We start from the raw sequence: 16,349 nt of genomic DNA, 5'->3' as shown, positions 1-16,349 counted from the left end.
AAGGGTCTTGAGGGTGCATTTCCAACGTCTGCCCATAAGTCTCTTTCAGCCGGTGAAGACTCTTTCTGTGATGGACGAAAACATTGTACTTCTCCCTCGCAACGATTTCCTTATATTTGTTTAATGCGGTTTAATACCGTTTCTTTACCTAGTAGTTCAATACTTTGCGGAAGTTCTGGGCCATGCGTTTGTCCTGTGACAGCCACACGAATTGGCATGAATAGTTTCTTGCCTTTATGCCCTGTTTCTTTTTGTACTGCTTTAATAGCAGCCTTGATTTCATCAGGTGTGAAAGATTCAAGTCGTTCAAGCTGACCAGCAAAAGCTGCCATGACTTCTGGTACTTGCTCCTCTGCTAGAACTTCCTTTGCCTCTTGATTATACTCAATTTGCTCCTTAAAGAACAACTCTGTTAACTCAACAATTTCTGCTCCATAGCTTAATTGTTCGTGATACAGAGCAATCAGCTTGCGTACCCACGTGTTTTCTTCGTCTGACAGCTGCTCGCTTACCTTGCCTGCCTTTTGAAGATGCGGAAGCGTTAACGCAACAACCTGATCAAGATCAAGTGCCTTCACGTATTGGTTATTCACCCATTTTAGTTTATGCATATCGAATAGAGCTGGTGACTTAGAAAGTCGGTTTACATCGAAAATGTCGATGAATTGCTCTTTTGTAAACAGTTCTTCTTCGCCCACTGGAGACCATCCAAGTAGTGCAATGAAGTTGAATAGGGCTTCTGGTAAATAGCCCAAGTTTTTATATTGCTCGATGAATTGAATAATGGATTCATCACGCTTGCTTAATTTCTTGCGGTTCTCGTTCACAATCAGCGTCATATGTCCGAATAGCGGAACATCCCAGCCGAATGCATTGAAGATCATGATTTGTTTAGGCGTATTCGAAATGTGATCCTCTCCGCGGAGAATGTGAGTCATTTTCATCAAATAATCATCCACTGCTACAGCGAAGTTATAAGTTGGCGTACCATCTTTCTTCACAATGACAAAGTCACCTATGCCGTCTGTCTCAAATGAAATATCGCCTTTGACCATGTCGTCAAATTTGATAATTTCTCCTTTTGGCACTCGGAAGCGGATGCTTGGCTCTCTTCCTTCAGCAATCAGCTTGTCCTCTTCTTCTTTTGATAAATGACTGCATTTACCAGAATATCGAGGCATTTCACTGCGGGCGATTTGTGCTTCACGCTCTTCCTCTAGCTCTTCAGCCGTACAATAGCACTTATACGCCAAGTCCTTCTCTAGCAGCTCATCATAATACTTTTTATAAATATCATTACGCTCTGATTGTCTGTAAGGGCCGTAGCCGCCATCTTTATCAATGCTCTCATCCCAATCAATACCGAGCCATTGCAGGTGGCGAAGCTGGCTTTCTTCTCCGCCCTCTACATTACGCTTTTGATCCGTATCTTCGATTCGAATAATAAATTTGCCGCCTTGACTGCGTGCGAACAAATAGTTGAAAAGAGCCGTTCTAGCATTCCCAATATGTAAATGACCAGTTGGACTCGGTGCATAACGAACACGCACTTCATTTCCCATGAGTTTAACTTCCTTTCATCTGCATCATGTTGTCTGACACCAATTTTTTATAAACGTATTTTATCATCAAATCCCATTCTCATCAAAATGAGTTTTACTTTTTCTGAAGAAGAACAGTTGCCTGAGAGGCAATTCCTTCGCCTCTTCCTGTAAATCCGAGTTTCTCTGTCGTTGTTGCTTTCACATTCACCTGTGTGACATCTGCCTCAAGCGCTTCTGCAATCTTCTCACACATCGGTTGAATGTAAGGTGCCATTTTGGGCTTTTGCGCCATGATGGTGCAATCAATATTCACAAGTGTGTAGCCTTTTTCCTTTACTAGTGCCCACACATGTTGCAGTAATTTAAAAGAATCCGCATCCTTAAACTCAGGATCTGTGTCTGGGAAATGTCTGCCGATATCTCCTTCAGCAATCGCACCTAGGCAGGCATCTGCCACTGTGTGAAGCAGTACATCAGCGTCTGAATGCCCAAGCAGCCCCTTTTCATAAGGGATGGTGACCCCGCCAATAATCAAAGGTCTTCCCTCTGTTAATTGATGTACATCAAAGCCTTGTCCTATTCTCAACATGATCTAGTACCCTCTTTCCGCATCCATAATTGCCTTGGCAACCAATAAATCATCCGGTGTCGTCAGCTTAATATTGGTGTAATCTCCTTGGACAATATACACGTTTTCACCATGTAATTGTTCCACAAGACTGGCGTCGTCTGTTCCAAGGAAACCGGTCCGCTCTGCATATTCATGCGCCTCTTTTAAAATAGAATGACGAAAAGCTTGTGGGGTCTGGACTGCCCACAAGCTCTGACGTTCAATGGTTTGTTCCACTTTGCCTTCTTGAACGCGTTTGATTGTGTCTTTCACTGGTACCGCTACAACTGCGGAGCCTTTTTCAATCGCTGCTTTAACGAGCAAGTCAATCTGTGTATGCTTAATAAAAGGCCTTGCCCCATCATGAACAAGCACGATGTCCGCATCTTTCACAGCCTTTAATCCTTCGTATACACTTTGCTGACGTTCTTCACCGCCAGTGACAAGTGAAACAGGCGTTTGAAAAGCGTGTACCTTGAGTAGCCTTTCAAAGTCTTGACGCTCCTCCTCATTGATCGCTAGGATCATGCGTTTGCATTGAGCATGAGCGTCAAACACCTTTAGTGTATGAATAATGACCGGCATTCTTTTCAGCTCAATAAAAAGCTTATTGCGGCCGGCCTTCATTCGTTTCCCCTGCCCCGCAGCCGGAATAACTACTTCATAATACATGTTCGTTCTCCCTTTAGAGCGCCTTCTCCAGAAGTTTTGGCTTCGCAAAAATCATTCTTCCAGCAGCAGTCTGCAGCACACTTGTGACGAGCACATCGATGTCTTTTCCAATGTAATTGCGTCCTTCTTCGACCACAATCATCGTACCGTCATCTAAGTAAGCAACACCTTGGTTATGCTCTTTCCCATCTTTAATGACCTGTACCTTCATTTCTTCCCCAGGCAGCACAACCGGTTTCACCGCATTGGCTAGATCATTGATGTTTAACACTGCTACTTTTTGAAGTTCGCATACTTTATTTAAATTAAAATCATTTGTCACAACAACACCTGAAGTTAATTTAGCGAGCTTCACAAGCTTGCTATCAACCTCTTGAATGTCTTCAAAGTCACCTTCGTAAATTTCAACTTTGATATCTAATTCTTTTTGAATACGATTTAAAATATCAAGACCTCTTCGACCTCTATTTCTCTTTAATACATCAGAAGAGTCTGCAATATGCTGTAATTCCTCGAGCACAAATTGAGGAATGACCATGACACCTTCTAAGAATCCAGTTTGACAAATATCTGCGATTCTTCCATCAATGATAACACTTGTGTCTAAAATTTTCAGCTTTTTATCTTCTATTTCAGGTTCATCATCGGCTGCTCCTTTTTTCTTGGTGACCTTTGCAGATCGGGAGAACAGCCCCATCATTTCATCCTTCTTCTTAAAGCCTACCTGAAATCCAAGGTATCCTAAAAAGAAAGCCAGGAAAATCGGAATAATGGTACCAAAAATATGATATGGGATATTGTTTAGCGGGATCACGTTTACAATAAGATATGCTAGAATAAGTCCAAATACTAATCCGAAACTTCCAGAAATAAGATCAGGAAGAGGCGCCTTTAATAGAGAATCCTCGATCCATTTCACCCAATTAACCACATAGCCTGTGCACCATTTGCCGATGATAAAGAACACAGCGGCTCCTATTAGTGCTGAAGAGTAAGCATTTGTTATGAAAGGTATGTCCTTTACATTTAACAGCAGAAATAACTCTGGAATGATAAAAATCCCTACAACTGCACCAAAAATGATAAAAAACGCCTGAACGATTCTTTTTAACATACCTTCACCTCCTTTATTTTTCATCTGTCAATCCACCCTCACCTGACATTGATATATGTTTAAGTTTCCTATCATAATCAATAGAAAACAAAAGCATCATTAATATACCCATATTCATCCATTTTTAACCGTGTTTAAGAAAAATTTCTCTTCTTACAGCTGTCGGTCGATATAATGTTTTTCTTGCAGCCTTTTTAATCCTTTTTTTATCTTTTTCGCTCTTACTTCTCCAATTCCTTCTACTTCATCCAAATCTTGTACATCCGCTTCCATAATTCGATCTAACACACCGAACGCTTCAACCACGTTTTCGACGATTGGCATAGGCAGTCTAGGGATTTTGTGAAGCAGTCTGTAACCTCTTGTGTACACATATTCGTCAATATTTGTAGAAACTGGATAGCCAAGTAACTTGTACAGAATGGAATCATCTAAAAGCTCAAAGCTCGACATATCTTGGAGCTGCTTAAGCAGAACATATGGATCTTTAATCTTTTCTTTCACATAATCTTTAATAAATAAAGCCGCTTCCTGCTCCATATCTGTAATCAATTCATTGACTTGCAGACGGATCAAATGCCCTTCTGTTCCGAGCTCTTTGATATACATATTGATTTCATTTTTGATTCTGAGCACCATCTCGTAACGATGGAGCACGGATAATACATCACCAAAGGTCACAAGCTCTTCAAATTCTAGGGCGCTTAGCGTAGAAATGGCGTGATCTAAAATGGTTTTATATTTCTCAAGTGTTTGTATCGCTTGGTTGGCCTTCGTTAAAATAAAGCCAATATCTTTCAGCGTATAACGACGATTCCCTTGGTATAAGGTAATGACGTTCCTCCGTTCAGATATCGCAATGATTAAGCAGCCTGTCTGCTTCGCTACACGTTCAGCTGTACGGTGCCTCATGCCCGTTTCCGATGAATGGATCGTTGCATCTGGCATGAGCTGTGTATTCGCATACAAGATCTTTTGACCAGAATCGCTTAAAATAATGGCCCCATCCATCTTAGCCAATTCATATAAATGTGCTGGAGAGAAGGCAGAGTTAATATGAAACCCTCCATCTACAACACTCTTTACTTTGTCGTTATAACCAACAACAATAAGCCCGCCAGTATTTGCCCTCAGGACATTTTCAATCCCAGCCCGAAGAGGTGTCCCTGGTGCCACAAACTGTACGATATCTAAGAGATCGAGTTCTTTCGCTCCTTTTTTCTCTTTTTCCATTTCTATGATCCCCCTAGTGAAATTCGAAGTGCCTCCGCTACATTTTCTACACCGACTAACTCAATCCCTCTCGGCTTTTTCCATCCATCTATATTCGCCTGAGGAATAAACATTCGCTTAAATCCAAGTTTCGCAGCTTCCTGCACACGCTGTTCAATTCTTGATACTCTTCTGACTTCTCCCGTCAGACCGACCTCTCCTATAAAACAATCCGCTTGATGCGGCGCTGCGTCTTTAAAGCTTGATGCAATACTGACCGCAATGGCCAAGTCAATCGCCGGTTCGTCAAGCTTCACACCGCCTGCAACCTTTAAATACGCATCCTGGTTTTGCAGCAGCAGTCCGACACGTTTTTCTAAAACCGCCATGAGCAGTGACACTCGATTATGATCAAGACCAGTGGCCATTCTGCGCGGATTCCCAAAGCTTGTCGGTGAAATTAATGCTTGTATCTCGACAAGAACAGGTCTTGTTCCTTCCATTGAGGCAACAACACACGAACCAGATACACCTGCCGAACGTTCTTCTAAGAAAATTTCGGATGGGTTTAATACTTCCGTGAGCCCTTCCTCTCTCATTTCAAAAATCCCTAGTTCATTCGTTGAACCAAATCGGTTTTTCACCGCACGCAAGATACGAAACGTATGATGACGCTCGCCTTCAAAATAAAGAACCGTGTCCACCATATGCTCTAAAAGGCGTGGACCTGCGATCGAGCCTTCTTTGGTCACGTGACCAACGATAAATATTGGAATCCCATTTGTCTTGGCAATTTTCATCAGCTGTGCTGTACATTCTCTCACTTGAGATACAGACCCAGGAGCTGACGTAATATCGCTTTGATAAACGGTTTGAATCGAATCCACCACGACAAAAGCGGGTTTCATCTCTTGTATAGCAGACGTTATATACTCCATATCGGTTTCAGCCAAAACATGTAAAGAGGTGCTTTTTATGCCAAGGCGGTCCGCTCTTAGCTTCGTTTGTTTAATGGACTCCTCACCAGATATGTATAATACATTCTGATTTTTGTCTGAAAGCTGTGCTGATACTTGTAATAATAATGTGGACTTCCCAATCCCAGGATCTCCGCCAATGAGAACAAGAGAGCCTTTGACAATTCCACTTCCTAATACTCGGTTAAATTCTTCTAAATTCGTTTTGATTCGGGGTTCATCAGATGTTTCAATTGCAGATATAGGTGAAGGTTTTTGAATGGTTTGAACAGAATGATTAAAAGCACTTCGACGGTTTGCCGGCTCTTTGCGAACGACCTCTTCTGTCATACTGTTCCACGTGCCGCAGCCTGGACATTTCCCCATCCATTTGGCTGACTCATAACCGCACGATTGGCATATAAATTTTGATTTTGTCTTAGCCATAGGTTGAAGAATACAACTCCTTATACTGGTCAGAAATAAGTAAAGGGAGGCATACACCTGACTGGTATGCCTCACACTTTTTTCTTACTATATTAGTTCGTAGCAGCCGTCGTTTTTACGACAATTTCTCCATCTTCCACATCTAATACGATTTGTTGACCTTTTTCAATATTGCCCTTCAGAAGCTCCTCAGAAAGTCGATCTTCCACATGCTTTTGAATCGCTCTTCTTAACGGACGCGCACCGTACTCAAGGTCTACACCTTCGTCGGCAATCTTCGCTTTTGCTGCTTCTGTCAATTCGATTGAAAGGTCTTGTTCTTTTAATCGTTTCGTCAATTGATCTGACATGAGAGACACGATCTCTTTTAGATGTTTCTTTTCAAGTGAATGGAAGACAATGATTTCATCAATACGGTTGATGAATTCTGGTCTAAACGCACGTTTCAACTCTCCCATCACTTTGCCTTTCATATCCTTGTAATTTTGACCTTCATCCTGCACATTAAAGCCAACATATTTATTTCGCTTCAGTTCACTAGCTCCAACGTTGGATGTCATGATTAAAATCGTGTTTCTAAAGTCAACAGTACGCCCTTTAGAATCAGTCAGACGACCATCCTCTAACACTTGCAGTAAGATGTTGAATACATCTGGATGCGCCTTTTCAATCTCATCTAAAAGCACAACAGAATAAGGTTTTCTTCTCACTTTTTCAGTCAGTTGTCCGCCTTCTTCATAGCCAACATAGCCTGGAGGTGACCCAACAAGTCTAGATGTAGAGTGTTTCTCCATGTATTCAGACATATCGATACGGATCATCGCTTCTTCATCACCGAAAATAGACTCTGCGAGTGCTCTTGCAAGCTCCGTTTTACCAACTCCTGTTGGGCCTAAGAAGATAAATGAGCCGATTGGACGTTTTGGATCTTTTAAGCCAGCACGCGCACGTCTCACAGCTTTTGCTACAGCGACAACCGCTTCATCCTGCCCAATTACACGAGAATGGAGTAATTGTTCCATATTTAGAAGCTTATCTGTTTCGGTTTGGGCAATTTTTGAAACAGGCACTCCCGTCCAGCTAGAGACAACCATTGCGATATCATCCACTGATACCTCTGAATTCTCCTGACCTTGCTTTTCTTTCCAAGATTTCTTTGTGACTTCTACTTTTTCACGCAAACGCTGCTCTGTATCGCGAAGAGAAGCTGCTTTTTCAAATTCCTGACTTTGAACAGCCGCATCCTTTTCCTTGCGTACTTCATCTAGCTTTTGCTCTAGTTCTTTTAGGTTAGGCGGTGTTGTGAAAGAACGTAAGCGGACTTTCGACCCTGCCTCATCAATTAAATCAATCGCCTTATCTGGAAGGAAACGATCAGATATATAACGGTCAGATAACTTCACCGCCGCCTCAATCGCTTCATCTGTAATGGACACACGGTGATGTGCCTCATAACGATCTCGAAGTCCTCTTAAAATTTGAATACTTTCATCAACAGATGGCTGATCTACTTGAATTGGCTGGAAACGTCGTTCAAGCGCAGCATCCTTTTCAATATATTTACGGTACTCATCTAACGTTGTCGCCCCAATACATTGAAGCTCTCCACGTGCTAAGGATGGTTTGAGAATATTAGATGCGTCAATCGCACCCTCTGCTCCACCAGCACCAATCAATGTATGAAGCTCATCAATGAAGAGAATGATATTTCCTGCCTGACGAATTTCGTCCATGACTTTTTTCAAGCGATCCTCAAATTCACCACGATATTTCGTTCCCGCTACAACAGTTCCCATATCAAGCGTCATCACTCGTTTATCGCGCAGGATTTCAGGCACTTCATTATGAATAATTTGCTGTGCCAGACCTTCAGCAATGGCTGTTTTACCAACACCAGGCTCACCAATCAGCACAGGGTTATTCTTTGTTCTTCTGCTTAGAACCTCGATGACACGCTGAATTTCTTTGCTTCGTCCAATGACAGGGTCCAAGCTATCTTCTTTCGCAATCGCTGTTAAATCTCTTGCCAAGCTATCTAATGTTGGTGTATTTGCATTGCTGTTAGAGCCAGCGGCAGATGCACCTGTTTCATTGCTGCCAAGCAGCTGTAGGACTTGCTGACGTGCTTTATTTAAGCTCACTCCGAGGTTATTTAACACGCGGGCAGCTACACCCTCTCCCTCGCGAATAAGACCTAATAGAATATGTTCTGTCCCTACATAGGAATGACCTAGCTTTCTTGCTTCATCCATTGAAAGCTCAGTGACCTTCTTCGCTCTAGGCGTATAATGAGGAATAGCTTGAGACACCTCTTGCCCTCTTCCAATCAAGCTTTCGACTTCTTTTTGGATTTTATCTGAAACAAGGCCCAGTGCTTCTAACGCTTTTGCGGCGATGCCCTCACCCTCACGAACTAGACCAAGTAAAATGTGTTCAGTACCAATGTTCTTATGGCCTAGGCGAATGGCTTCTTCTTGTGCAAGTGCTAATACCTTTTGAGCTCTTTCAGTGAATCTTCCAAACATCATATCGTTTCATCCTCCTGTCCATTCCTATGCATTTCTAAACGCAGCCTTTCTCTAATAATCGCTGCTCGTTTTATATCTCGTTCATTTGGCTCCAGAGCTCCTCCTGAATATTGTTGAAGAAAGCCAGGCTGTGTCAAAATCATGAGTTCATTCAGTATATTACTTGAAAGCCCCTTAATGATACCTAAATCAATTCCAAGGCGCACATCTGACAAACACTTTGCTGTTTCCTTTGATTCAATCATACGACAATTGGACAAAATCCCTAACGAACGGTACACTCTGTCCTCAAGTTCAATTTTAGATGTTTGATATAACGCTTTTCGTGCAGATCGCTCTTGTTCAATGAGCTGAGCGGTCACACTATTTAAATCATCTACAATGTCTTCTTCTGATTGACCAAGTGTCATTTGATTTGAAATTTGAAAGATGTTCCCTATTGCTTCGCTGCCTTCACCATAAATTCCTCTGACTACAAGACCTAATTGATTAATCGCCGGAATAATCCGATTCATTTGTCTTGTGAGGGCTAAAGCTGGTAAATGCATCATGACCGAAGCCCTAATACCTGTACCTACATTCGTTGGACAGCTTGTTAAGTATCCTCGCTTTTCAGAAAACGCATAATCCACTTGCTCTTCAATCCAGTCATCTATCTGGTTAGCTGCTTTCAGTGCATTGGCTAGTTGGAATCCTGGAAATAAGCATTGGATCCGAATATGGTCTTCTTCATTCAGCATCACACTGATTTCTTCATTTTCAGAAAGCAAACAACCGCCAAATCTTGATTCTGCTAAGTTTGGGCTGATCAAATGCTTTTCAACAAGTACCCTCTTTGCTAAAGGCTGTGTTTCATTCATTCGAATCAGAACAAAGTTTCCGATGTCCTTCACTTCCTGGCTAGCAAACTTTTGCTCGAATTGCTGGAGAACAGCTTCAGCCTCTTCCTGAGAAAACTGAGTTGGGAAACGAACATGCTCTAGATTGCGCGCTAGCCTGATTCGACTGCTTAGAACAATGTCACTTTCTGGTCCTTTTTGTTTCATCCATTGACTTAAAGCGTCTTGAATAAAATGCTGGAGCGACATGTTGTTAATCTCCCTCCCTCTGCTGAGATTGCTCATGCTCTAATGCACGAATTTGATCTCGAACTTCCGCTGCTTTTTCAAACTCTTCTTGTTCAATTAACTGCTTTAGCTCTTGCTGCATCAACTCAAGTTTCCGGCGCACATGAAGACTGCCGGCAATCCGTTTAGGCACTTTTCCATGATGGACTGTATTTCCACTATGGACTTTCCGTAAAACAGGGTTTAGATACTGATCAAATGAACGATAGCATTCTGCACAGCCAAAACGGCCTGTTTTTCTGAATTGTTGAAAGGTTAAGCCACATTTAGGACATTGATCCACTTCTCTCGCTTCTTGAAAAATGGATGATCCCTTATTCGCACTTGTGGTAAAGCTAGGATCAATATTCAGTAAGCCTGATAATAGGTTGTGAATCGAGAAACCTTGGTTTCCACTCATAGCATATGAATCACTGTTTTCTTTTGCACATTGTTCACATATGTGCATTTCCTGTTTTTCTCCATTTATAACTTTCGTAAAGTGAAAAGTGGCTGGTCTCTCATTGCATTCTTGACAAATCAATCTTTTCACCCGCTTTACTTTAATTTCAAAGCATTTAACATCGCTTTCATCATCCGAGCCCGTAATTCATCCCGTTCAGGTAAATCAATGTGCAAAACAGAACGGTCCATGACACTGATCATCATCTTTGCTTCTCTTTCAGATAAAATGTTATTTTCGACAAGACGCATGATGATATGATCAGAGGCAGCCTGTGATAAACGATGATATATTTGGGAAATAATATTGTTCAATAAGTCGACTTCATCATTCATTTTGACTTTAATGATGCGGATATAGCCACCGCCGCCACGCTTACTTTCAACGATATAGCCTCTCTCGCTCGTAAAGCGTGTATTGATAACATAGTTAATTTGTGAAGGTACGCATTGAAACTTATCTGCAATTTCATTGCGCTTAATTTCTAATATTTCTCGACCATTCTGATCCAAGACTTCTTTCAAATACTGCTCGATGATATCAGAAATATTTTGTGCCACTCCGCCTCCTCCTCCATTGACTTTGACTATATTTGACTTTAATCTTACTATAAATTTTTTCGGTCGATTTTTCAAGATAATCGCTCAACTAAGAATATTATTTCCACATTTATATGGTGTCAAACCTCTCAAAAACACAAAAAAGACCAGTTCCGTATGGAACTGATCCTTATACAAGCTTGGCGGCGTCCTACTCTCACAGGGGGAGACCCCCAACTACCATCGGCGCTGAAGAGCTTAACTTCCGTGTTCGGTATGGGAACGGGTGTGACCTCTTCGCTATCGCCACCAAACCTGATGGAGAGAATGTTCTCTCAAAACTAGATAACAATGTTCAAACTTCACATTAGAATATAGGTTAAGTCCTCGATCTATTAGTATCTGTCAGCTCCACGTGTCACCACGCTTCCACCTCAGACCTATCAACCTGATCATCTTTCAGGGATCTTACTTCCTTGCGGAATGGGAAATCTCATCTTGAGGGGGGCTTCATGCTTAGATGCTTTCAGCACTTATCCCGTCCGCACATAGCTACCCAGCGATGCCCTTGGCAGAACAACTGGTACACCAGCGGTGCGTCCATCCCGGTCCTCTCGTACTAAGGACAGCTCCTCTCAAATTTCCTGCGCCCGCGACGGATAGGGACCGAACTGTCTCACGACGTTCTGAACCCAGCTCGCGTACCGCTTTAATGGGCGAACAGCCCAACCCTTGGGACCGACTACAGCCCCAGGATGCGATGAGCCGACATCGAGGTGCCAAACCTCCCCGTCGATGTGGACTCTTGGGGGAGATAAGCCTGTTATCCCCGGGGTAGCTTTTATCCGTTGAGCGATGGCCCTTCCATGCGGAACCACCGGATCACTAAGCCCGACTTTCGTCCCTGCTCGACTTGTAGGTCTCGCAGTCAAGCTCCCTTGTGCCTTTACACTCTGCGAATGATTTCCAACCATTCTGAGGGAACCTTTGGGCGCCTCCGTTACATTTTAGGAGGCGACCGCCCCAGTCAAACTGCCCACCTGACACTGTCTCCCTGCCCGATAAGGGCAGCGGGTTAGAAGGTCAATACAGCCAGGGTAGTATCCCACCGATGCCTCCACCGAAGCTAGCGCTCCGGTTTCCAAGGCTCCTACCTATCCTGTACAAGCTGTACCAACATTCAATATCAGGCTGCAGTAAAGCTCCACGGGGTCTTTCCGTCCTGTCGCGGGTAACCTGCATCTTCACAGGTACTATAATTTCACCGAGTCTCTCGTTGAGACAGTGCCCAGATCGTTGCGCCTTTCGTGCGGGTCGGAACTTACCCGACAAGGAATTTCGCTACCTTAGGACCGTTATAGTTACGGCCGCCGTTTACTGGGGCTTCAATTCGCACCTTCGCTTACGCTAAGCGCTCCTCTTAACCTTCCAGCACCGGGCAGGCGTCAGCCCCTATACTTCGCCTTACGGCTTCGCAGAGACCTGTGTTTTTGCTAAACAGTCGCCTGGGCCTATTCACTGCGGCTTCTCGGGGCTTTAACACCCTAAGAAGCACCCCTTCTCCCGAAGTTACGGGGTCATTTTGCCGAGTTCCTTAACGAGAGTTCTCTCGATCACCTTAGGATTCTCTCCTCGCCTACCTGTGTCGGTTTGCGGTACGGGCACCTCTCACCTCGCTAGAGGCTTTTCTTGGCAGTGTGGAATCAGGAACTTCGCTACTAAATTTCGCTCGCCATCACAGCTCAGCCTTTATGGGAAACGGATTTGCCTATTTCCCAGCCTAACTGCTTGGACGCGGATATCCAATACCGCGCTTACCCTATCCTCCTGCGTCCCCCCATTGCTCAAATGGTGAGGAGGTGGTACAGGAATATCAACCTGTTGTCCATCGCCTACGCCTTTCGGCCTCGGCTTAGGTCCCGACTAACCCTGAGCGGACGAGCCTTCCTCAGGAAACCTTAGGCATTCGGTGGACGGGATTCTCACCCGTCTTTCGCTACTCATACCGGCATTCTCACTTCTAAGCGCTCCACCAGTCCTTCCGGTCTGACTTCACAGCACTTAGAACGCTCTCCTACCACTGTTCGTAAGAACAGTCCGCAGCTTCGGTGATACGTTTAGCCCCGGTACATTTTCGGCGCAGAGTCACTCGACCAGTGAGCTATTACGCACTCTTTAAATGGTGGCTGCTTCTAAGCCAACATCCTGGTTGTCTAAGCAACTCCACATCCTTTTCCACTTAACGTATACTTTGGGACCTTAGCTGGCGGTCTGGGCTGTTTCCCTTTCGACTACGGATCTTATCACTCGCAGTCTGACTCCCAAGGATAAGTCATCGGCATTCGGAGTTTGACTGAATTCGGTAACCCGGTAGGGGCCCCTAGTCCAATCAGTGCTCTACCTCCGAGACTCTTACCTTGAGGCTAGCCCTAAAGCTATTTCGGAGAGAACCAGCTATCTCCAGGTTCGATTGGCATTTCACCCCTACCCACACCTCATCCCCGCACTTTTCAACGTGCGTGGGTTCGGGCCTCCATTCAGTGTTACCTGAACTTCACCCTGGACATGGGTAGATCACCTGGTTTCGGGTCTACGACCACGTACTCATGCGCCCTATTCAGACTCGCTTTCGCTGCGGCTCCGCATCTTCTGCTTAACCTTGCACGGGATCGTAACTCGCCGGTTCATTCTACAAAAGGCACGCCATCACCCTTTAACGGGCTCTGACTACTTGTAGGCACACGGTTTCAGGATCTATTTCACTCCCCTTCCGGGGTGCTTTTCACCTTTCCCTCACGGTACTGGTTCACTATCGGTCACTAGGGAGTATTTAGCCTTGGGAGATGGTCCTCCCGGATTCCGACGGAATTTCACGTGTTCCGCCGTACTCAGGATCCACTCTGGAGAGAACAACATTTCAGTTACAGGGCTGTTACCTTCTTTGGCGGGCCTTTCCAGACCTCTTCGCTTATATCGTTCCTTTGTAACTCCGTATAGAGTGTCCTACAACCCCAAGAGGCAAGCCTCTTGGTTTGGGCTGTTCCCGTTTCGCTCGCCGCTACTCAGGGAATCGCATTTGCTTTCTCTTCCTCCGGGTACTTAGATGTTTCAGTTCCCCGGGTATGCCTTCTCATACTCTATGTATTCAAGTATGGATACTACTCCATTACGAGCAGTGGGTTTCCCCATTCGGAAATCTCCGGATCAAAGCTTGCTTACAGCTCCCCGAAGCATATCGGTGTTCGTCCCGTCCTTCATCGGCTCCTAGTGCCAAGGCATCCACCGTGCGCCCTTTCTAACTTAACCATTTCTTACTTTAGAAAGAATCACTATGTGTGATGAACTTTGCATTGCATTCAATGTGAATGTATTACTTATTGTTATCTAGTTTTCAAAGAACAATCCTGTCTCGCTAGAGACATGTCTTGAAGGAATGATCCTTCAAAACTAAACAAGACGAAAACGCACGCTGCTCCATATATCCTTAGAAAGGAGGTGATCCAGCCGCACCTTCCGATACGGCTACCTTGTTACGACTTCACCCCAATCATCTGCCCCACCTTCGGCGGCTGGCTCCATAAAGGTTACCTCACCGACTTCGGGTGTTGCAAACTCTCGTGGTGTGACGGGCGGTGTGTACAAGGCCCGGGAACGTATTCACCGCGGCATGCTGATCCGCGATTACTAGCGATTCCAGCTTCACGCAGTCGAGTTGCAGACTGCGATCCGAACTGAGAACAGATTTATGGGATTGGCTAAACCTTGCGGTCTCGCAGCCCTTTGTTCTGTCCATTGTAGCACGTGTGTAGCCCAGGTCATAAGGGGCATGATGATTTGACGTCATCCCCACCTTCCTCCGGTTTGTCACCGGCAGTCACCTTAGAGTGCCCAACTAAATGCTGGCAACTAAGATCAAGGGTTGCGCTCGTTGCGGGACTTAACCCAACATCTCACGACACGAGCTGACGACAACCATGCACCACCTGTCACTCTGTCCCCGAAGGGAAAGCCCTATCTCTAGGGTTGTCAGAGGATGTCAAGACCTGGTAAGGTTCTTCGCGTTGCTTCGAATTAAACCACATGCTCCACCGCTTGTGCGGGCCCCCGTCAATTCCTTTGAGTTTCAGTCTTGCGACCGTACTCCCCAGGCGGAGTGCTTAATGCGTTAGCTGCAGCACTAAGGGGCGGAAACCCCCTAACACTTAGCACTCATCGTTTACGGCGTGGACTACCAGGGTATCTAATCCTGTTCGCTCCCCACGCTTTCGCTCCTCAGCGTCAGTTACAGACCAGAGAGTCGCCTTCGCCACTGGTGTTCCTCCACATCTCTACGCATTTCACCGCTACACGTGGAATTCCACTCTCCTCTTCTGCACTCAAGTTTCCCAGTTTCCAATGACCCTCCCCGGTTGAGCCGGGGGCTTTCACATCAGACTTAAGAAACCGCCTGCGAGCCCTTTACGCCCAATAATTCCGGACAACGCTTGCCACCTACGTATTACCGCGGCTGCTGGCACGTAGTTAGCCGTGGCTTTCTGGTTAGGTACCGTCAAGGTGCGAGCAGTTACTCTCGCACTTGTTCTTCCCTAACAACAGAGCTTTACGATCCGAAAACCTTCATCACTCACGCGGCGTTGCTCCGTCAGACTTTCGTCCATTGCGGAAGATTCCCTACTGCTGCCTCCCGTAGGAGTCTGGGCCGTGTCTCAGTCCCAGTGTGGCCGATCACCCTCTCAGGTCGGCTACGCATCGTCGCCTTGGTGAGCCATTACCCCACCAACTAGCTAATGCGCCGCGGGTCCATCTGTAAGTGACAGCCGAAACCGTCTTTCATCCTTGAACCATGCGGTTCAAGGAACTATCCGGTATTAGCTCCGGTTTCCCGGAGTTATCCCAGTCTTACAGGCAGGTTACCCACGTGTTACTCACCCGTCCGCCGCTAACATCCGGGAGCAAGCTCCCTTCTGTTCGCTCGACTTGCATGTATTAGGCACGCCGCCAGCGTTCGTCCTGAGCCAGGATCAAACTCTCCGAAAAAGTACAAAACCGAAGTTTTGTTTTTCGTCAGCGTTTGACTGACTACCTATGATATAACATAGGATTTTTTTATAAAAACTCGAATTAACAGGTACGTTTTGTCTTGTTTAGTTTTCAAAGA

10 protein-coding genes, 3 rRNA genes and 1 other annotated feature (1 of these 14 running past the window's edge) are annotated in these 16,349 nt (G+C 45.0%); all 13 genes read right to left on the bottom strand.

Annotated features, from left to right (window positions below; genetic code table 11):
- Positions 1 to 111 (bottom strand) — a binding site (T-box leader); it reaches 121 nt to the left of the window's first position.
- Positions 111 to 1,562, bottom strand: coding sequence for a glutamate--tRNA ligase (gltX, locus tag MHH41_RS00615; RefSeq protein WP_340865351.1), 1,452 nt, complete (start codon positions 1,560 to 1,562; stop codon positions 111 to 113). (Overlaps the previous feature by 1 nt.)
- Before the next feature lie 94 nt (positions 1,563 to 1,656).
- Positions 1,657 to 2,133 carry a 2-C-methyl-D-erythritol 2,4-cyclodiphosphate synthase gene (gene ispF / locus MHH41_RS00610; protein WP_003216928.1) on the bottom strand — a complete coding sequence of 159 codons (477 nt, stop codon included), beginning with the start codon at positions 2,131 to 2,133 and terminating at the stop codon, positions 1,657 to 1,659.
- 3 nt (positions 2,134 to 2,136) lie between these two features.
- Entirely contained in the window at positions 2,137 to 2,826 is a 690-nt protein-coding gene (ispD, locus tag MHH41_RS00605) for a 2-C-methyl-D-erythritol 4-phosphate cytidylyltransferase (RefSeq protein ID WP_003217158.1), read from the bottom strand.
- A 13-nt stretch (positions 2,827 to 2,839) separates the two neighbouring features.
- Entirely contained in the window at positions 2,840 to 3,940 is a 1,101-nt protein-coding gene (locus MHH41_RS00600) for a PIN/TRAM domain-containing protein (RefSeq protein ID WP_003217214.1), read from the bottom strand.
- A gap of 153 nt (positions 3,941 to 4,093) precedes the next feature.
- The gene (gene disA / locus MHH41_RS00595; RefSeq protein WP_050945822.1) at positions 4,094 to 5,173 is read right to left on the bottom strand and encodes a DNA integrity scanning diadenylate cyclase DisA; all 1,080 of its coding nucleotides are present in this window, start codon (positions 5,171 to 5,173) and stop codon (positions 4,094 to 4,096) included.
- 2 nt (positions 5,174 to 5,175) lie between these two features.
- Entirely contained in the window at positions 5,176 to 6,555 is a 1,380-nt protein-coding gene (gene radA / locus MHH41_RS00590) for a DNA repair protein RadA (RefSeq protein WP_034620767.1), read from the bottom strand.
- A gap of 92 nt (positions 6,556 to 6,647) precedes the next feature.
- Complete coding sequence (gene clpC / locus MHH41_RS00585; protein ID WP_003216969.1) at positions 6,648 to 9,083, bottom strand: ATP-dependent protease ATP-binding subunit ClpC; 2,436 nt, start codon at positions 9,081 to 9,083, stop codon at positions 6,648 to 6,650.
- A complete protein-coding gene (locus tag MHH41_RS00580; protein WP_003217181.1) occupies positions 9,080 to 10,171 on the bottom strand; it encodes a protein arginine kinase in 1,092 nt (363 codons plus the stop codon). The genes clpC and MHH41_RS00580 overlap by 4 nt, the downstream gene beginning before the upstream one ends.
- 4 nt (positions 10,172 to 10,175) lie before the next feature.
- Positions 10,176 to 10,733 carry a UvrB/UvrC motif-containing protein gene (locus MHH41_RS00575; RefSeq protein ID WP_034620770.1) on the bottom strand — a complete coding sequence of 186 codons (558 nt, stop codon included), beginning with the start codon at positions 10,731 to 10,733 and terminating at the stop codon, positions 10,176 to 10,178.
- 14 nt (positions 10,734 to 10,747) lie between these two features.
- A complete protein-coding gene (locus tag MHH41_RS00570) occupies positions 10,748 to 11,212 on the bottom strand; it encodes a CtsR family transcriptional regulator (RefSeq protein WP_003217184.1) in 465 nt (154 codons plus the stop codon).
- Positions 11,213 to 11,389: 177 nt separating this feature from the next.
- Positions 11,390 to 11,505: ribosomal RNA gene (rrf, locus tag MHH41_RS00565) — 5S ribosomal RNA — on the bottom strand.
- 61 nt (positions 11,506 to 11,566) lie between these two features.
- Positions 11,567 to 14,497: ribosomal RNA gene (locus MHH41_RS00560) — 23S ribosomal RNA — on the bottom strand.
- A 182-nt stretch (positions 14,498 to 14,679) separates the two neighbouring features.
- Positions 14,680 to 16,228, bottom strand: a 16S ribosomal RNA gene (locus tag MHH41_RS00555).
- The 16S, 23S and 5S rRNA genes sit together here, the layout of an rRNA operon.
- Between the last annotated feature and the right edge of the window lie 121 nt (positions 16,229 to 16,349).

The sequence above is a fragment of the Bacillus sp. FSL K6-1145 genome (assembly GCF_038003425.1).
GTDB classification, from domain to species: domain Bacteria; phylum Bacillota; class Bacilli; order Bacillales; family Bacillaceae; genus Bacillus; species Bacillus pumilus.
Note: the sequence above shows the minus strand (reverse complement) of the source record. Positions and strands in the feature narration are given on the sequence as shown.